Origin of the sequence: Flavobacterium sp. UMI-01, from assembly GCF_019656315.1 — a bacterium.
Taxonomy (GTDB): Bacteria; Bacteroidota; Bacteroidia; order Flavobacteriales; family Flavobacteriaceae; genus Flavobacterium.
Map to the genome: position 1 here is coordinate 13,313 of NZ_BPLU01000007.1, position 19,770 is coordinate 33,082.

At 35.8% G+C, this 19,770-nt stretch carries 15 protein-coding genes and 1 tRNA gene; 6 read left to right on the forward strand and 10 right to left on the reverse strand.

What is annotated here, in order from left to right; all coding sequences use genetic code 11:
• Positions 1-61: 61 nt before the first annotated feature.
• Positions 62-135 (reverse strand) — tRNA-Ala (locus K5R64_RS03350).
• 127 nt (positions 136-262) lie between these two features.
• On the opposite strand from K5R64_RS03350, the gene K5R64_RS03355 reads away from it, so the two are divergent.
• Positions 263-1,030 (forward strand): enoyl-CoA hydratase/isomerase family protein, encoded by a 768-nt coding sequence (locus K5R64_RS03355; RefSeq protein ID WP_220760889.1) that lies wholly within the window; start codon positions 263-265, stop codon positions 1,028-1,030.
• Between the two features lie 84 nt (positions 1,031-1,114).
• Here K5R64_RS03355 and K5R64_RS03360 read toward each other — a convergent pair whose 3' ends face one another.
• From K5R64_RS03360 to K5R64_RS03370, 3 genes are read right to left on the reverse strand one after another with little or no spacing between them, the layout of a single operon-like run.
• Positions 1,115-1,861, reverse strand: coding sequence for a succinate dehydrogenase/fumarate reductase iron-sulfur subunit (locus tag K5R64_RS03360; protein ID WP_220760891.1), 747 nt, complete (start codon positions 1,859-1,861; stop codon positions 1,115-1,117).
• A 52-nt stretch (positions 1,862-1,913) separates the two neighbouring features.
• Positions 1,914-3,914, reverse strand: coding sequence for a fumarate reductase/succinate dehydrogenase flavoprotein subunit (locus K5R64_RS03365; RefSeq protein ID WP_220760893.1), 2,001 nt, complete (start codon positions 3,912-3,914; stop codon positions 1,914-1,916).
• Between the two features lie 12 nt (positions 3,915-3,926).
• Positions 3,927-4,592 (reverse strand): succinate dehydrogenase cytochrome b subunit, encoded by a 666-nt coding sequence (locus K5R64_RS03370; protein WP_220760895.1) that lies wholly within the window; start codon positions 4,590-4,592, stop codon positions 3,927-3,929.
• A 426-nt stretch (positions 4,593-5,018) separates the two neighbouring features.
• On the opposite strand from K5R64_RS03370, the gene K5R64_RS03375 reads away from it, so the two are divergent.
• Together K5R64_RS03375 and K5R64_RS03380 are read left to right on the forward strand one after the other, a co-directional pair.
• Positions 5,019-6,311, forward strand: coding sequence for an aminopeptidase P family protein (locus K5R64_RS03375; protein WP_220760897.1), 1,293 nt, complete (start codon positions 5,019-5,021; stop codon positions 6,309-6,311).
• A 201-nt stretch (positions 6,312-6,512) separates the two neighbouring features.
• Positions 6,513-7,313 carry a TIGR00266 family protein gene (locus K5R64_RS03380; RefSeq protein WP_220760899.1) on the forward strand — a complete coding sequence of 267 codons (801 nt, stop codon included), beginning with the start codon at positions 6,513-6,515 and terminating at the stop codon, positions 7,311-7,313.
• 157 nt (positions 7,314-7,470) lie between these two features.
• Here the strand turns inward: K5R64_RS03380 and K5R64_RS03385 are convergent, their stop codons facing one another.
• Both K5R64_RS03385 and K5R64_RS03390 read right to left on the reverse strand, forming a co-directional pair.
• On the reverse strand, positions 7,471-7,995 hold the full coding sequence (locus K5R64_RS03385) for a ferritin (protein ID WP_220760901.1): 525 nt from the start codon (positions 7,993-7,995) through the stop codon (positions 7,471-7,473).
• Positions 7,996-8,081: 86 nt separating this feature from the next.
• Positions 8,082-8,438 carry a hypothetical protein gene (locus tag K5R64_RS03390; protein ID WP_220760903.1) on the reverse strand — a complete coding sequence of 119 codons (357 nt, stop codon included), beginning with the start codon at positions 8,436-8,438 and terminating at the stop codon, positions 8,082-8,084.
• A 227-nt stretch (positions 8,439-8,665) separates the two neighbouring features.
• Between K5R64_RS03390 and K5R64_RS03395 the strand changes: the two genes are divergently transcribed.
• Positions 8,666-9,448, forward strand: coding sequence for an alpha/beta fold hydrolase (locus K5R64_RS03395; protein ID WP_220760905.1), 783 nt, complete (start codon positions 8,666-8,668; stop codon positions 9,446-9,448).
• Between the two features lie 69 nt (positions 9,449-9,517).
• Here the strand turns inward: K5R64_RS03395 and K5R64_RS03400 are convergent, their stop codons facing one another.
• From K5R64_RS03400 to K5R64_RS03410, 3 genes are all read right to left on the reverse strand, one after another.
• The gene (locus tag K5R64_RS03400) at positions 9,518-12,280 is read right to left on the reverse strand and encodes a PD-(D/E)XK nuclease family protein (protein WP_220760907.1); all 2,763 of its coding nucleotides are present in this window, start codon (positions 12,278-12,280) and stop codon (positions 9,518-9,520) included.
• 63 nt (positions 12,281-12,343) lie between these two features.
• On the reverse strand, positions 12,344-13,768 hold the full coding sequence (locus K5R64_RS03405) for an OmpA family protein (protein WP_220760909.1): 1,425 nt from the start codon (positions 13,766-13,768) through the stop codon (positions 12,344-12,346).
• 263 nt (positions 13,769-14,031) lie between these two features.
• Positions 14,032-17,301, reverse strand: a complete 3,270-nt coding sequence (locus K5R64_RS03410) for an exodeoxyribonuclease V subunit beta (protein ID WP_255580287.1) — start codon at positions 17,299-17,301, stop codon at positions 14,032-14,034.
• Between the two features lie 170 nt (positions 17,302-17,471).
• Between K5R64_RS03410 and rbfA the strand changes: the two genes are divergently transcribed.
• Both rbfA and K5R64_RS03420 read left to right on the forward strand, forming a co-directional pair.
• Positions 17,472-17,864, forward strand: a complete 393-nt coding sequence (gene rbfA / locus K5R64_RS03415) for a 30S ribosome-binding factor RbfA (protein WP_220760911.1) — start codon at positions 17,472-17,474, stop codon at positions 17,862-17,864.
• A gap of 3 nt (positions 17,865-17,867) precedes the next feature.
• Positions 17,868-19,067 (forward strand): FtsX-like permease family protein, encoded by a 1,200-nt coding sequence (locus tag K5R64_RS03420; protein ID WP_255580288.1) that lies wholly within the window; start codon positions 17,868-17,870, stop codon positions 19,065-19,067.
• A 9-nt stretch (positions 19,068-19,076) separates the two neighbouring features.
• Here K5R64_RS03420 and K5R64_RS03425 read toward each other — a convergent pair whose 3' ends face one another.
• Positions 19,077-19,664, reverse strand: a complete 588-nt coding sequence (locus tag K5R64_RS03425; RefSeq protein ID WP_220760913.1) for a DUF3575 domain-containing protein — start codon at positions 19,662-19,664, stop codon at positions 19,077-19,079.
• Between the last annotated feature and the right edge of the window lie 106 nt (positions 19,665-19,770).

A 19,770-nucleotide genomic window follows, 5' to 3' on the forward strand; every position in this document is an offset into this window, starting at 1 on the left:
GCTCTAGTCATTTTTCAATTAAAAAACAAAAAAACTCAAGCCAAATAACTTGAGTTGCTAGTGGAGAATACCGGATTCGAACCGGTCGCCTCTACGCTGCCAGCGTAGCGCTCTAGCCAAATGAGCTAATCCCCCAAACAGTTGCAAATATACTACATTAAATCATTCTCCAAACAACTTTTTTAGTTTACACTAGAAACTTTTGGAAAAGAATCATTTTCATTTTAAATTTCTAACTTTACATCAAACTCCTAGACATATTATGGCACCATCAGACAACAAAGGAACAGTAACAACTACAATAAAAAACACTATCGCGACCATTACTTTTGGTCACCCTGCCAGTAATTCGTTCCCGATAGCTTTATTAAATGCACTTATTTCAGAATTCCACACCCTTAGCAATAACACAGAGGTGAATGCAATTCTTTTACAAAGTGAGGGGGAAAAGGTATTTTGCGCAGGAGCTTCATTTGACGAACTTTTAGCCATTGAAACAACAGCACAAGGAATGACTTTTTTCTCTGGTTTTGCCAATTTAATTAATGCCATGCGCAACTGCTCCAAGATTATTGTGGGTCGCATTCAGGGAAAAGCTGTAGGAGGCGGTGTGGGACTAATAGCAGCTTGTGACTATGCTATAGGAACCGAAGCTAGTATTATAAAATTATCCGAACTATCCATCGGAATGGGTCCATTTGTCATTGAACCAGTAGTAAGCCGCAAAATAGGCAAAACAGCACTTACGGAAATGACTTTAGCCCCACACGCATGGAAGTCGGCACAATGGGCGTACCAAAAAGGTTTGTTTGCCGAAATCACTCCAGATATCGAAAGTTTAGACCAATCCGTGACAACATTCGTAACCCAACTAGCGTCATACCATCCTGAGGCCTTAGTTGAAATTAAAAAAATGATTTGGGAAGGAACGGACCATTGGGAAACGCTATTACCAGAACGCGCACAAATCACAGGCCGACTAGTACTTTCGGATTTTACCAAAAACGCATTGAAGCAATTTAAGAAGTGATTTTCTCTTTATACAAAAAACCGCATTCAAATCAATGAATGCGGTTCTTATTATTTGAACTCCCTTTGGGGACGAGTGAGATTATTATCCTTTCAAACTAGCAGAAAGATATTCTCTATTCATACGAGCAATGTTCTCTAGAGAAATTCCTTTTGGACACTCGATTTCACAAGCTCCAGTGTTGGTACAATTACCAAAACCTTCTTCGTCCATTTGTTTCACCATATTCAGTACACGCTCAGTAGCTTCTACTCGACCTTGAGGCAATAAAGCAAATTGAGATACTTTAGCTCCCACGAATAGCATCGCTGAAGAGTTTTTACAAGTAGCCACACAAGCTCCACATCCAATACAAGTAGCCGCATCAAACGCTTTATCAGCATCGTTTTTATTTACTGGAATCGTATTAGCGTCAATCGTGTTCCCTGAAGTATTTACTGAAATAAATCCTCCTGCGTGTTGGATTCTATCAAAAGAACTTCTGTCCACCACTAAATCTTTTACCACTGGGAAAGCCGCAGCACGGAAAGGCTCAATAGTAATAGTATCTCCGTCTTTGAACATACGCATGTGCAATTGACAAGTCGTTACACCACGGTCTGGTCCATGAGCTTCTCCATTAATAAACAACGAACACATTCCGCAGATTCCTTCACGACAATCGTGGTCAAAAGCTACTGGCTCTTCACCAGCATTGATTTGTTGTTCGTTGAATACATCAAGCATTTCAAGGAATGACATATCAGGCTCTATTCCGTCGATTTTATAATCGACCATTCTTCCTTTATCTTGAGCGTTTTTTTGACGCCATATTTTTAATGTAAGTTTCATCTTCTCTAAGTATTAAGTATTAAGATTAAAGTTTTAAGACTTTTTCAAAATACTATTTATAACTACGTTGTACTAATTTAATGTTTTCGTAATTCAGAGGTTCTTTGTGTAATACCGCATCACTTGGTTTTCCTTTGTATTCCCAAGCTGCTACATAGGCAAAGTTTTCGTCATCACGAAGGGCTTCTCCTTCTTCTGTTTGGTATTCTTCACGGAAGTGACCTCCACAAGATTCTTTACGGTGTAAAGCATCTTTAGCAAATAATTCCCCTAATTCTAAGAAATCGGCAACACGAATTGCTTTTTCTAATTCTTGGTTGAATTCTTTATCTGTTCCAGGCACTTTTACATCTTTATAAAACTCTTCACGTAAAGCAGCAATCTCTTCAATAGCTTCTGTTAGTCCTTTTTCGTTACGAGCCATACCTACTTTATTCCACATAATTTTACCTAATTTTTTGTGGAAATAATCAACAGAATGTGTTCCTTTATTGTTGATGAAGTTAGCGATTAATTCTTTCACTGATTTTTCAGCCTCTTCAAACTCAGGTCTATCTGTAGAGATAGGTCCCATTTTGATATCTGGAGCTAAATAATCACCAATAGTGTAAGGCAATACGAAATATCCATCAGCCAAACCTTGCATCAAGGCCGAAGCTCCAAGTCTGTTCGCTCCGTGGTCAGAGAAGTTAGACTCTCCAATTGAGAAACACCCAGGAATCGTAGTCATTAAGTTATAATCTACCCATGTTCCACCCATAGTATAGTGAACTGCTGGATAAATCATCATTGGTGTAGTATAGGGATCCTCGTCAACGATTTTGTAATACATTTGGAATAAGTTTCCGTATTTACTTTTTACGATTTCAGTACCTAATTTAGTTACCAAAGCTTTATCGTCAGCATTTAATCCTTTTACATAAGCCGCTTCTTTACCGTAACGTTGAATCGCTGCAGCAAAGTCTAGGTAAACTGCCTCACCCGTTTTGTTTACACCAAAACCAGCATCACATCTTTCTTTTGCAGCACGAGAGGCTACGTCACGAGGTACTAAGTTACCAAATGCTGGATATCTTCTTTCTAAGAAATAATCTCTATCTGCTTCAGCAATATCAGTTGCCTTTTTCTTTCCTTCACGAATCGCTTGTGCATCTTCTAATTTTGCAGGAACCCAGATACGTCCGTCATTACGTAATGACTCAGACATCAATGTTAATTTAGACTGGTGGTCACCTGAAACTGGGATACAAGTTGGGTGAATTTGTGTATAACAAGGGTTTGCAAAGAATGCCCCTTTTTTGTGGATTTTCCATGCTGCAGTAGCATTCGAACCCATAGCATTTGTTGATAAGAAGAATACGTTTCCATAGCCTCCAGAGGCAATAACCACAGCATGCGCTGAATGTCTTTCTATTTCACCAGTAATCAAGTTACGAGCGATAATTCCTCTTGCTTTTCCGTCAATTTTCACTAATTCAAGCATTTCGTGACGGTTGTACATTTTAATTTTTCCACGTCCAATTTGACGGTTCATTGCAGAATAAGCCCCTAACAACAATTGTTGTCCAGTTTGTCCTTGTGCATAGAACGTACGAGAAACCAAAGTTCCTCCAAAAGAACGGTTATCTAGTAATCCACCATACTCACGAGCCAATGGCACCCCTTGAGCCACACATTGGTCAATAATATTAGCAGAAACCTCAGCTAAACGGTACACGTTTGCCTCACGAGCACGGTAATCTCCTCCTTTTACAGTATCGTAAAACAATCTGTGGATAGAATCCCCGTCACCTTTATAATTTTTTGCTGCATTGATTCCCCCTTGTGCTGCGATAGAGTGCGCACGACGTGGTGAATCTTGAAAACAAAATGCTTTTACGTTATATCCTAACTCTGCCAATGTAGCAGCCGCTGAACCTCCAGCTAATCCTGTTCCTACAACGATAATATCAAGATTACGTTTGTTAGCAGGGTTCACTAAATTAATATGATCTTTATAATTTGTCCATTTGTCCGCAATTGGGCCAGCTGGTATTTTTGAATCTAATGCCATTATAATTGAATATTAATGATTGAAATGATGAAAAAGTGCTATAAATACAAATCCTAAAGGAATGATGATGGAAAACCAAAATCCAAATCCTTTTAAACCTTTAGTGTATTTATTGTTTTGCCCAATGGATTGAAAAGAAGAGCTAAAACCGTGTTGCAAGTGTAATGACAACAAAATAAATGATAAGCTATACAATCCTGTACGTACTGGACTTACAAACTTCTCTGCTAACTCATGAAAATACCTAGTCTCATCAGCAGGATTACATTCCACATACTTGTACACCATCTCTGGTACCCAGAAATCATAAAAGTGTAAGGCTAAGAATGCCAAAATCACAGAACCTGAGACAATCATGTTACGAGAAGCCCAACTTGCATTAGCTGCTCCATTATAACTTGCATACCCTACTGGCCTTGCTTTTCTGTTTTGAATATCCAATGTAAAACCCATGATAAAGTGAAAAATCACCCCAACGATAAGAATTGGCTGAATCACAAACTGAATCAATGGATTAGTTCCCATGAAATGAGAAATAGAATTGAATACTGACTCACTGAAAACAGAAGTCATATTAATAAAAAAATGCTGCGCTAGAAACAACATCAAAAAAAGTCCTGAAAGTGCCATAGCTATTTTTTTAGCTATTGACGATTTCAATAATCCAGATTTTGCCATAATATTTTAGAATATAATTTAAAAAGTACACAAAAATAAACCAAAAAGCCACGCACTACAACCTTTTCGTTATTATTTATAATCATTTTAAAGTGTTTAAACATGCATTCTTAAACAACCCCATAAAAAACACCTAAACCATTGACTATTTGATAATTAAATAAAAAAATACAAACCACACTCAAAAAACAGACCTAAAAAACGATTATCGAATTACCAAATATTCATCATAAAAAATAACAATATCATAATTTTTACGGTCTTATTTTTTAAATTCATAAACACACAAAACCAAGCGATTTTGTGTATAAAACCAAAATGTTAAGTCATCGTTTCTTTTAGTATCTTTCTGTTAAAAAATACCAATCACAACAGTCGCATTGAAATAAATCCAAATGATTAAATTTGCTCTTTAAACATTCCTTTATGAAATACCATCCTATAGATTCTCAATTATTCATAAAAAACCGTCGCAAATTTGTTAGCCAAATGAAACCTAATAGCATTGCGGTTTTCAACTCCAATGACATTTATCCCGTAAGCGCAGACAGCACACTGCCATTTGCGCAACACAGGGACATCTTTTATTTAAGCGGTATCGACCAAGAAGAAAGCATTCTACTCCTATTTCCTGATGCACCTTATGATCACCAAAAGGAAATGTTATTCTTAAAAGAAACTAGTGAACATATCGCTATTTGGGAGGGCGCAAAATTGAGTAAGGAAGAAGCATTCGCCGTTTCAGGCATTCAAAATGTGCATTGGCTACACAATTTTGAAAAAATATTGGCCGAACTGATGTCGTATGCCGAAACAATATACATCAATACCAACGAACATTACCGCGCTACGATTGAAACGGAAACCCGAGAAGCCCGATTTGTAAAATGGTGGAAATCCAACTATCCTGCGCATCAAGTAGCCAAAAGCAACCCTATCCTACAGCATCTTCGTTCAATAAAAGAACCTGAAGAAATCGCTTTGATTCAGCATGCTTGTAAAATCACCGAAAAAGGTTTTCGTCGTATTCTGCCTTTTGTAAAACCAAATGTAATGGAATATGAAATCGAAGCCGAGTTGATTCACGAATTCATCCGCAATCGTTCTAAAGGATTTGCTTATAAGCCAATCATCGCATCGGGGAATAGTGCCAATGTGTTGCATTATATCGAAAACAATAAAGTGTGCAAGGCCGGCGATTTGATTTTAATGGATGTCGCTGCCGAATATGCCAATTATTCCAGTGATTTAACCCGAACCATACCCGTTTCTGGACGTTATTCTGACCGACAAAAAGCGGTTTATAACGCCGTATTAAGAGTTAAAAACGAAGCGACTAAAATGCTACAACCCGGGGTACTCTGGAAAGAATACTCCGCAGAAGTGGGTAAAATCATGACTTCCGAATTACTAGGATTGCAACTGCTTGACAAAGCCGATGTACAAAATCAAAACCCCGATTGGCCTGCTTACAAAAAATATTTCATGCACGGCACCTCTCACCACATGGGACTTGACACGCATGATTATGGATTACTTCACGAACCCATGCAAGCCAATATGGTCTTTACTGTGGAACCAGGAATTTACATCCCCGAAGAAGGTTTTGGAATTAGAATTGAAGACAATGTGGTCGTTCAAGAAAAAGGCGAACCATTCAACCTGATGCAAAACATTCCGATAGAAGTGGATGAGATTGAGAGTTTGATGAATCGATAGAAAAGTTTAAAAGTTTAAGGTTTAAAAGTTTAAAGTTTTCAGATTGTCTGTTCGTACCTGAATGGAGGACTAAAACGGCAAAAAAATATTATAAAAAATCCGTTTTTATCCGCGTTTTGCTTTGGCAATCCGTGTCATCCGCGTCCCAATCGACCTGAGTAGAGTTATAATTTTAGAAATAATTTTAGAAAAATAAAAAAAATGAGAGCACACGAAATAGATTATGAGATTTTTGGAGAAGAAATGCAATATGTCGAAATCGAACTCGACCCACAAGAAATAGTCATTGCCGAAGCGGGTAGTTTCATGATGATGGACAATAACATTCAGATGCAAACCATTTTTGGTGATGGCTCAGAACAACAATCAGGCATATTTGGCAAATTACTCACTGCAGGAAAGCGCGTTTTAACAGGCGAAAGTCTTTTTATGACCGCCTTTATCAACCAACACCACAGCAAAGCCAAAGTTTCTTTTGCTTCGCCTTATCCCGGTAAAATTTTGCCGATTGACTTAACACAATACAACGGAAAATTCATTTGTCAAAAAAGTTCGTTCTTATGTGCTGCCAAAGGCGTTGCCGTAGGAATCGAATTCTCAAAAAAACTCGGTCGTGGTCTTTTTGGTGGTGAAGGGTTTATTATGCAAAAAATTGAAGGCGACGGCATGGCATTTGTACATTCTGGAGGCACGATGGCCAAAAAAGAATTAGCCCCAGGCGAAATCCTAAAAGTTGATACAGGTTGTATCATTGGTTTTACTCAAGATGTGGACTATGATATTGAATTTATTGGTGGCATCCGAAACTCTATTTTTGGTGGCGAGGGATTATTTTACGCCACTCTTCGTGGTCCCGGAACGGTGTACATTCAATCCCTACCCTTCAGTCGATTAGCCGATAGAATCATCGCATCTGCTCCAAAATCAGGAGGAGAAAGCCGCGGCGAAGGCAGTTTATTGGGAGGATTAGGGAATTTATTGGATGGAGATAATCGATTTTAACTATTCAACTAGTTTGTCATTTCGAGGAATGGGGGTTTCATTAACTAGATTTTTTTATCCAAAATTCTGAAATAAAACTTATAAACTTTTATACTAAAAAAACCCTTGATAATTCAAAACTATCAAGGGTTCTTTAGACTTAATTTTATTCAGAGATTTATGCTTCTCCTATTTTGGCAATTTGCACATCCAAGGCAAATTTTCCTGCGGCTTCGTTTTCATTGATTAATTCGAAAAGTTCCAAAGCTCTACGAGCATTTATCTCTTCTTCTCTTTGCTCAGCCACATACCACATCATAAATTCTTCTGTAGCATAATCATTTTCAGCTCTACACTTCGCAATTATTTTATTAATAGCTTTTGTAACAGCAATTTCGTTTTGCAAAGCAATTTCGAATACTTCTTTAAAAGAAGCAAATTCTTGCTGTACCTCACCTACAGTTGGAGTAATAGCAATCCCCCCCATCTCTGTAATATATTTAAACACCTTTAAAAAGTGCTCACGCTCTTCTTCGGCTTGTTTGTATAAATAAGAAGCTGTATTTGCAAAACCATTTCTATCCAACCATGCCGCCATAGCTAAATATTTATTAGAAGCATCGCTTTCAATTTTGGCTTGTAAATTCAATAATTGCTCGATTCCCTCTGATAATGAAGTCTTGGTTCTAAGTAAATCTTTCATAACCTTAAATTTTTATATAGTAAAGCTACAAAATCTTAGGGAAATAGGCTAAATGTGGGAGAAATTTGTATTTATTCTAATTAAAATCAAGCCACAGTTGCCTGCAGTACGTCACATAACATAGAATGCAAATTCAATGTAAACTTGGTTCCATTTAACAATTCTCGAAGTTGAATTATTTCGCAAATGGTTAATTTGTGGGAAAAATTTCTTTTGGTTGTTTCAATCAACTGTGCATCGGACTGGTCCGACAAATCATAAAGCATATCCATGATATTAACGCTATTTACTTTTCGTTGAAATATCAAAAACTCGTGGATTTTATATTTCGAAACGCTATCTGCAAAGTTGATAACGATGCTTTCCGTTTCGTCACATTGGTAACTATAGCCTTTTTCAGTTTCAAATAAAATGTTGCTGGTTAAATCACTAATTTGCTTCATTGGGTAAAATAATAACGGCACAAATTTAAATAAATAAATTGGATTTACATGTAATTAAGACTGAATTAAAATAACAAAATTGTATTTTATCCTTAAAAAATGAAAAACAAACTTCCACTAACCTCCTGAAAGCATTCTATTTATTAGAAAAAAACACAAATACAAGTAGAAACTTATTGGTAGTACTTGGATAAATTTTATTTTTGTACCAACCTAAATTACATCCCTTGAATCAGATTTGCTACAAACACACAAACATCTCGTTTACCGATTCTGGAAAAGGAACGGCAGTAGTACTATTGCATGGGTTTTTGGAAAATCAAAAAATGTGGGATACTTTAAAACCAGAATTTTCTAAAAAGAACCGTGTCATTACCATCGATTTATTAGGACATGGTGAAACCGAATGTATGGGATACGTACATACCATGGAAGATCAAGCGGATATCGTTCATGCAGTACTCACACAATTACGCATCCGAAAAGCGGTATTCGTAGGCCATTCTATGGGCGGATATGTGGCTTTGGCTTTTGCTGAATTGTATCCAGATAGTGTCAAAGGGTTAGTCTTACTCAATTCAACTTCAAGAGCAGATAGCGAAGAGCGAAAATTAAACAGAGACCGCGCCATCAAAGCCGTAAAACAATCGTACGCCAATTTTATTTCGCTTTCTATAGCCAACTTGTTCAGTGAAGACAATAGAGAACGTCTAGCTACTCAAATTGAAACTGTTAAAAAAGAAGCATTAAAAACACCGCTACAAGGTATCGTCGCAGCATTAGAAGGTATGAAAATAAGACTCGACCGAGAAGTTTTGCTTCACCTCACTCCTTATCCCAAAATGCTCATTTTAGGACAAAAAGACCCTGTATTACCTTATGAGGAAACCAAAGCTCAAATTGAAGAAACACAGGTTCAACTCGTTACCTTCCCTGACGGACACATGAGTACTATTGAAAACCAAACAGAATTGACAGCAGTACTGCTTCGGTTTTTCAAAGGGCTATAAACTTCTATTACCTTCGTTTGAACTAAATTCCTTTATCAATAAAATTTGATTTAGCGCCAACCCTATAACTTAGATTTTCTCTTCAAAAGGAATATGTTCATCTAGTATAATCCCTAACAACATTATGATTTGTTCTAAAAAATTATCCATTATAGTTGCGTCTATTGTGTAGTTATCAATTTTTCCTTCTTTAAAATTAAACGGCAAAAAACCAGATTTTAAATTCTTAAAAGAAATGATTCCAGCTTCCATTGGTTTATCCTCAACGTGTGGCTGGTACATATAGGCATACGCCAAAACTTGAATAATCTTATCGTATTTGATATCATCAATTAGCCCTTCCCATGATTTCAATGCAACCGAAGATTTCTCAACTTTACCCGTTTTATAATCGACAATTCGAATGATGCCATTACGCTCTTCGATTCGGTCCACATTTCCTTTTATCAACACTGGAAATGGCAAAGATGAATGGGTAATCCAACGCTCAAAAGTAGTTTCGAGTGCCTTAATTTTAACCGCATCCCCGGCTTCAAGTTGTTCTAATTCGACTTTCAAAAAATTGGTCACATTTCGTTTCGCTACTTCAAAAGCCAATAAATTTCGTCCTTTTTTAATTTCACCTTCTTTATACACAATCTTAAATTGTTTCAACACTTCAGCATCGACCAACTTAAACATCTGATCTATACAGGTCACTGACAAAAATTGATTCACATAAGGCTCATATAAAACTCTTAGCGTTTCGTGAATAATAGTCCCTAGGGTATTCAACGCAATATTCTCTTCTACCTCTTCTACTTCCCGAATACGAACTACCTTTTGAAAATAAAATTGCATTGGGTTGCGTATATAGCTTGTCAATGCCGAGGGCGAAAAACCAGTAGAGGCAATTTCATGTAACCGTTCCATCACCAAAGGAGACTTTTCGACCTTCATAGGCGTATAAGCCGTTTCTGGAACTATGGCATTAAAAATTTCATGTGACAATTGGTGATTGGGTTGTTTTTCGACTTCGAGTTGGGTGATAAAACGGCTGCGTTCACCTGCATCTAATCCATCACTTTCTGTATTATAAAGCAAATAAACATTTTTGGCGCGTTGTAATAAATGGTAAAAGTGATAAGTATAAATCGCATCTTTTTCCTTGAAAGTGGGCAAACCTAATTCTCGTTTCACATCATAAGGTATAAAAGAATTTTGTGATTTACCAGCTGGAAATTTCCCTTCGTTCATAGAGGTAACAATAACGGTATCAAAATCAAGCACACGACTTTCCAACACTCCCATAATTTGTAAACCATTCAAAGGCTCCCCTTCAAAAGAAACCTCAACCAAATCCACCACTTGCTTATAGATAGCATGAAGCGTATCAATTGCGTTAATTGCAGGATGAGCCACATAATAATTAATAAGTTTATTGATTACCTTGAAAATGGCATACACAAAAGATTTTGTAATCTTATCTTCCTCATTATCATTGCTCAAATTGTTTTTGATGGTAATTAACAAAGTCGCAACCGATTCTAAAACAGTAACCGCTCCTTGTTCCCACTTTTGAAATAGAAGTAAAAACAAGTCCGAGGGAGCCATATTGAGGTCAAACATCTTCTGATGCGTGATAAAGGTGTAATTGTTCTCATTAATAATTTTGACCAAGGCTCCTGCGTCCGCATAAGGCTCAATCAAAGGATGCGTCAAAACATCCAACACATCTTTATAATAAAACACATAATTTTTGGCATTTCTGGACAAGGCATTGGTATGCATTTTAAACAACTTGGCTATCAGAATTTGAGCTGGATTGTTCTTTCCAGAATACCCCATTGTAATATTTAAAGCCCCGACAGTTGATGGCAATGCATACAACAACGGAATCAACACATTTTCCTCTCCCAATACAACAGCCACTTTATCCAAAGGAGCTGTAGGATTTTCGATAATTATTTTTTCAATAATACTTCCTGTGATTTTAGCTTGACCAATGGTTTTAGGAGTTCCAATTACCTGAATGTTTTTGGCTCCCGAGAATTCATCAACCACCCATTCGAAAGGATGCTTTTTATACTGTTTCCACGAACTTTTAAAACGACGAAGGAATAAACCCGCATCATGAAATGGATCGTTCAAAAAAGTTTGATCAGCATCCCATAAAATTTCGGCTTTATCGTTAGCTATTAAATGTTGGATAATTGTCTCTTCAGAAGCATTGAGTGCGTTGAATCCTGCAAAAAGATAAAAGCTATCCTTTTTAGCGTGTTCAAAAGCCTCTAAATTACGAACAGCTTCACGGTAAATCAAACCTTGGTACCCTACTTTTTTGGCAAGCAAATGTGTGTATAATGCTTCATAATATTTAGGTAATAATTTCCAAAAATCGATGTAATTTTCCAGTAATTTGGTTTTATTTTCTACTTCGATTCCCCATTTTTTAATATCTTCAATGTCTTTCAAATAAGACAAAACATGTTGAGGGTCTAGCAAATAGCGGTCGATTTCATTAAAATCTTGTAGTAAGGTTTTGGCCCAATTGGCAAACAACTCAAAAGATTGTTGTTGTGATTTTTCGGTTATTGACAAATAAACTTCATAAAATTCAAACAACAATGCAATGGGATCAATAGCGCGAATGGACGCAATATCCTGAATAAACTCCTCGATACTTATAATATGAGGAGCACAAATATTGTTCGTAATTTGTTTTTTGAGCACCTCTAACAAAAAAATTTTAGCTCTTTTGTTAGGCAAAACCACAACAGTATTATTAAACTGATTCTTGCCTTTACTCCATAAATGAGCAGCAATTTTATCTAAAAAAGAAGTATTAGTCATGGTATAAAAATAAAAAAACGCCCCGATAAATCGGGGCGCTTTCCTTAAAATATTTTAGAGTAATTAATTGCTCTTAATCAAAGAAACTTCAACTCTTCTGTTATTTGCTTTTCCTTTAGCTGTTTTATTAGTATCGATTGGTTTAGTTTCACCAAAACCAGTAGATTTTAATCTTTCAGCACTGATACCATTTTCAATCAAATAGTTTTTCACTGCAGCAGCTCTGTTTTCAGATAATGTTTGGTTTAATTCGTTACTACCGTCACTATCAGTGTGTCCTTCAATCATAAAGTTTGAGTTAGGATACTCTTTCAAGATGTTCGCAATAGATTGCAAAATTGAATACGATTGTGATTTGAATGAAGATTTTCCAGAATCAAACAAAATTGTTTTACCATACTCGTTCAATTGCTTGATTACTTCAGTAGTTACTTCTGGACATCCTCTATTGCTTTTTGGACCAGCCACTTTAGGACAATCATCGTCTTTATCTAAAACTCCATCGTTATCAGAGTCTGGCCATGGGCATCCTCCATTTTCTTTAGGACCTTTTACTTTAGGACATTTATCATCTTTGTCAGCAACTCCGTCACCGTCAGCATCTGGACAACCTTTTAAAGCTTTAGAACCAGCTTCTTTTGGACAAGCATCTTCAGCATCTGTGATTCCGTCACCGTCAGCATCTGGACAACCATTAAGTGCAGCAATACCAGCAACTTCTGGACATGCATCATCTTTATCAGGAATTCCATCACCATCAGTATCAGGACATCCGTTAAATTGTTTCAAACCTTTAACATCTGGACAAGCATCATACTTATCGTAGATTCCATCACCATCAGTATCTTTACCTCCAAATTTGAATGTAAGACCTACAGTGTGTAAGAAATGACCTGGCGCATCAGGAGTGTTAGAACCGTCAACACGGTCACCACCTAATAAATCTCCACCTTTATAAGTAGTTCCTAAAGCCAATCCTACTACATCAGAAAACCAAAAATTAATTCCAGCTCCTAAGTTCAAAGTTCCATAACTACTATCTCCTAAGAAAGTATAACCTCCTCCAAGACTTAAATTAGGATCGATTACTTTTGATTTAATCAAATTCATAAAGCTATATTTCACAGCTCCATCAATTCCATAATACATCAAATCACCAGGATTAGAAGTCACATAGTTTCCTCCTGTATATTCAACAAATTTTTCAATTTTGTTTACAGATCCCTGTACTCCAAAACTAAAATTATTCCCTACATAACGAGATACATTAATGTATGAGATAGAAGGAAGAATATTCCAATTTTCTTTTACATTGAATGGTTGAGAGAAATGGTTATCAATAAACCCTTTGCTTCCACCAGCACTAACTCTGGTATCCACTGCATTTACCCCAAAAGAGACTGCCCATGGGTTATTACCGTCTTGTGCTTGAGATGTCAATCCCGATACCATCAATACAGTAACTAAAAGTTTGTTAAGATGTTTCATACTTATTTATTTTAATTACAAATTAGTTAATTGCAAACAAAAGTAACACGTAATTTTCTAACAACAAAATAGATTGTTAAAAAAAACCTATCAAAAAACATAAAAAGTACATATTTTATGTGATAATACTACCCTAAACTCAAAAACACATGAAATTATTATGCTAAATCAACAATTTTATAAAAATTTAATAGGTCAAACATCCCTCTAAAAACGATTACTTTTTAAAACAATAAGTACTCCGTATGCTCACCATTTCCAATTTAAAAAGGGACTACTTTTATAGTTTCTCCAATATACACAAGTGCTTTTTGAACAACCGAGTACCCCATTAATTCTATTGCTTCTTGGTATAGTTCCAGTTGTTTTTGGTATTTGGGTTGGTGTGCACCAGTTTTATAATCCAACAATAGCATTTGGTTTTGAGGCGTTATTACCATTCGATCAGGCTTCACTGTTTTTCCTTCTTTTTGCAAAATAGTTTGTTCGTTCATCACCACATTCCCTTCTGAAAAAAAAGGAATTAATTCCTGATGATATACAATCTCTTGTAAGGTTTTGGAAACTAAATCCTTTTGTCCTAGGTGAATCAATCCTTCTTCAATGCCTTTTTCTAAGGCAAACTCCAAATCGTTATTCGTTTTTACAAAAGATAAAATTTCGTGAATTACATTTCCATACGCAATGGATTCTTGTTGATGTGTCCCCCACATCAAAGCTTCCCTTTGGGCAATTTTAATATTTTTAAAATGCAAAGCTTCTTTCACAACCGGAATGGTTCTGGTAGTATCTTCATGCTTTTGAGTTGCCGAAATCTTAGTAGGATTCCCCCATTGATAAACTAAATGAGCAACATCAAAATCAGCATACTTTTTACAATAATCTACAAAAAAAGCTGCCATATTATTTTCCTTAGCTTCTCCTTTACTGTTCAAATTCATGCTAGAAATAATATACAGTTGTTCTTCGGCACGTGTTAAAGCCACATATAAAACATTAATATTATCTAATAATTCTTCTTGTTTTTTTTGATCATAAATCAATTTTGCTTCGGCACCAAAACCTTCAACCGCTTTATTGTTATCTACCAACACCTTTGGCAGCCCCAACTGCGCATCATTGGCATCTAGCCATAATTTATCCTTAGGCTTTTTGGCGTAATCTTCCTCTGCAAATGGAAAAATTACCACGGGAAATTCTAATCCTTTGGACTTATGAATGGTCATAATCCGAACGGCATTATTTCCCTCTGGTGAAGGAATACTAAACTTTGCTGCATTTTTTTTCCAAAAAATTAAAAAATCCGCGATTCCAGCTTGATTGCGCACATCACGCTCCAAAACAATATCCAGGAAATACTGCAAATACGCTGTCCCGAGTGCATCGCCTTCTAAAACAGACTCCTTTGAAGTATATATTAATTGAGAAACAATGCGCTCCACTGCTTCATACAATGATTTTTTACGAATGTCTTGAAAGGAAAAGAAGATATCAAAAGAAGCCAACCATGCCTCAAAATCATTTTCATTCTTCAGTTCCATCCCTTTCAAAATAAAATCATGAGTAGGGATGCTTTTTTGATTGTGTTGTGCTAGAAAATATAAAAAATGGGCCTTCGCTTCAGCATCTGAATTGTTATTAAGGTATTGCAACAAATGGATAACGAAACGAACTTCGGTGGCATTTTGAATCATTAAAGTTTCCGAAGAAAGCAACGGAATTTTGTTCTCCGTCAAATAGTTAGCCACTAACACTCCCTGCCCTCTTTTTCGAGTCAAAACAACAATATCTTTGTACTCAAATCCTTGCGCAATAGCTTTTTCTATAGTATCAAGTGTAGCTTGAACATACAATTCATCCTTACTAACTATTTCTTCATCATTATCTTGTTCTTCTGTTTCTGGTAAAAAGGATATAGAAACATAGCCACCTATTTTATCATTTGTTTTTTGATGTGAATGGTTCTCGTATAAATCTTTATAATCCGCATGTTCAAATTGAGCGGCTAATAATTTGAAAAAAGCATTATTAAAATTGATAATTTCAGCAAAGCTTCGGTAATTTTTATCCAAATGCACCAGATTTTTGTCTGGATTATTAAACGGATTCCAATCCTTACTCAAATCAATAAATTGTTCTGCTTTCCCCCCACGCCAGCGGTAAATAGATTGTTTAGGGTCACCCACAATCATCAAGGTTCCCTTGTTGCCATAATCATCCTGCCCAGAAAGGGCATTGTCTATCAGTGGGATTAAATTTTGCCATTGCATTTCAGAAGTGTCCTGAAACTCATCAATAAAAAAATGACGGTATCGTTCTCCCAAACGTTCATATATAAATGGTGCGGGTTGGTTTTGAATTTCGCGGTGGATGATGGCATTAAATTCAGCTATCGAAAGCACATTTTGCTCTGCTTGTATTTTAGCCAACTCATTGCTCACGGTATTCAACAATGACAAAGGCGTTATGTTTTTTAAAAAAGCCGAATAAAAATCTCTCTTTCCAAAATTTTCATAAACAATAGACAACTGTGCTATCATTTCAGGAAGTACAGCTTCAATAATCGCTCTATCTTTAGCCGTTTTATTAATTGAAACATCATTGCTGTCATGAAACATTTTATTATTTGGATTAAACTTCCCCTCTTTTATGCTTGTCAAATGATTTGGAAAAGTCCCTCTAGAAAATGATTTCACATCAATCCCTTTTTGTTCTATTAAATCCAATAACTGCTGAGCAAACTTTTGATTTTCTTGTTCTAATTCTTTACACAGCACTTTGAGTTTCTTTTTTATCTCGACAAATTCAGTAATGTTTTTATCATGAAAACTCACAATTTCATTGCGATGATTTTCATTCAAAACCAATTTTCCCGTTTCTAAAATTTCGCGCGATATATCCCAAGACTTATCATCATCTGTTTTTTCCATTGTAAAATCAACCAGCAAGTTGGTCAACGTTTCATCCTCACCAGCTTGAGCTATCAAGGCATCCACAGCTTCAATTAATAAATTTTCAGTATCCAATGTGACTTCAAAAGTCATTGGCAGATTCAAATCATGCGCAAAGGCACGAATGACCTTATGCGTAAATTTGTCTATGGTCGAAATATCAAAGGCGGCATAATTATGAATAATATGTTTAATAATTTGTTGTGCCTTAGTTTTGATTTGGATAAGGGAAAGTTTTGTTTCCCACTCTGCTGTATCTTTGACTAAATCATGCATCAGTGATAACGCTTTCGGCGAAGGTTCGTCTTTGGCAAACTCAGACAGACTCCCCACAATACGCGATTTCATTTCGTGCACTGCTTTGTTTGTAAACGTTATGGCAAGGATGTTTCGATACGCATCATTTTTGGGAGAAGTCAGAATGATTTTAAGGTACTCTTTGACCAAATTATAGGTTTTTCCAGACCCCGCTGAGGCGTCGTATATCGAAAAAGAATGCCTCTCAGCTCCACCCGCAGAGGAAGATGACAGATGGTTTTTATGTTGTAAATTGCTACTGTTTTCCATTATTATCTTGTGCATGAAACACTTATTTGAAAAATATTTTCTGATTATGGCAAATCCTATTCATTTACTAAGAATCCGTTATTGATTACCCCATTGCATAGCTTAGACCTGACAGCAGAAAACTTCAAAAAAATGAGAAATTATAAAATTGCGTATATAATGCTTAAAAGTAGTATTTTTGCAGTATGGAAACAAACAGACAGAAAAAAATAGGTGGGGTAATCCAAAAAGACTTGGTGGATATCCTACAAGGCGAAATAAGAAAAAATGGAGTGACTAATCTTGTTATTTCAGTGTCTAAGGTTGCAGTAACTACTGATTTGTCTGTAGCTACAGTCTATTTAAGTATTTTTCCTCAGGAAAAAGCACAAGAAACATTAGAAGGCATCAAATCAAATACTGCATTAATCAAACACGATTTAGCGCAACGCGTTCGCAAACAATTGCGCAGAGTACCTAATTTGGTTTTCTTTATTGATGACTCTTTAGACTACATCGAAAAGATTGACAACGCTTTGAAAAACAAAGAAAACCCTATTGAAAACAGGGATTTATTAGACAAAAGAAGACAGTTCTAACCATTGAATTTTCCGCTTTACATAGCCAAACGCTACATTCGTAGCAATAGTAAAAATAGCGCCATCAATATCATCAATCGCATTGCGAGTATGGGAATTATTGTGGGAGCTATGGCATTGTTTGTGGTTTTATCCGTTTTTAGCGGATTAAAAGTTTTTAGTCTATCGTTTACCAACAACATAGACCCTGATTTAAAAATAAGCAGTACCCTTGGCAAGTCCTTTACCATTAATCCCAGTCAAGAGGAACAACTGAAAAAAATAAAAGGCATTGCTTCCTACTCAAAAATTATAGAAGAGCGTGTCTTATTTGTTTATGGCGACAAACAAGAAGTAACCTATCTAAAAGGGGTTGACACCCAATTTAGACAAGTAAATCCCATTGAACAAACATTATACAACGGACAATGGTTTGCTTACAATACCGCACAAGTAGTACTCGGGTATGGACTAGCCCAAAAACTTTCTATTGGACTAATGGATTACAATACCAATCTCGAAGTTTTTGTACCTAAACCTGGCAAAGGTGGCATAAGTACACCCGAAGGCGCCTTTAATAAAACAACTATTTTTCCAATTGGAGTCTATGCAATCAGTGAGGATTTGGATTCCAAATATGTTTTTGCTGATTTAGGTTTAGCTCAAGATTTATTAGAATACGACCGAAATCGCATTTCAAGTATTGAAATCAAAGAAAAAAACGATGCTGATGAAACCACCATTATCTCAGAATTGAACCGAATTTTCAACAAAAAAATCACGGTCAAAAACCGAGCACAACTCAATGAATCCTTATACAAAATGTTGAATACCGAGAATATTGCGGTCTATTTAATATTTACTCTTGTCATTATCATTGCCCTTTTTAACTTAATTGGAGCATTGATTATGATGATTCTCGATAAAAAAGGAAACCTTAAAACGTTATTTAACCTAGGGGTTGAAATCAAAAGTTTACGTAAAATATTCTTATTACAAGGTACTTTACTGAGTTTCTATGGAGGATTGATTGGTTTGGCTTTAGGAATTGTTATTGTGCTCCTACAACAACATTTTGAATGGATTATGATTACCGCAACACTTGCCTATCCTGTGGTTTTTTCGCTAGAAAATGTGGCAATCGTTATGACTACCATTTTAATTTTAGGATTTATCGCTTCATGGATTGCGAGCAGCAGGGTGAGTGAAAAACTTTTAGAATAATTTTTCAAACTAAAAGTTATACCCAATTCGCGCTTGAATATCTACAACTGTATTATTATGTTCACAAGTACAACCATCTGATTTGCTAAAAATATTATATCTATAACCTACACCTCCTGAAAATTCATAATTAAATTTTTTAGCAAATGATCTTCTGATTCCGTATTTTGGAATAACAGAAACATAGGACACAACATTAAAATCTCCTGTATTTAAAATAGGTTTTTCACCTAAGTTATATCTTATAGATAAAGCAAGAAAATTAGAGCTATTACGACTTATGTTTCTCCCAAGTTTGTTACGTCTGTCTATACCGTAATACCATCTTGGCTCTAATGTAACGTAGGGCGCAACTACAGTAGCTTTTTGATCTTTACTATCTGGATTTTCAAATTCCCTTGTAGCATATCCTAATTCAAAACCTAGTTCGCTCAATAATGTGATTTTTCGATCTAATTTGGTTTCGTATTGAAAACTTAAGTTAATTGCTCCTAATTGTAAACCGTACAAATTCTTTTCTACAGAAACTTTTTCTGTCTCTTGTGCATTTGTCACAAAGAAAATGGCAACAAAAACAAGTATAAAACCTTTTCTCATTTTTATTTTTTCGCAAAAGTAGTATTTATTATACAAATCAAAAATAAAAATAACATTATAAGAATTCAAAAAAATTAGATTATAGCTTTTCAGCCCATTAAGTCAT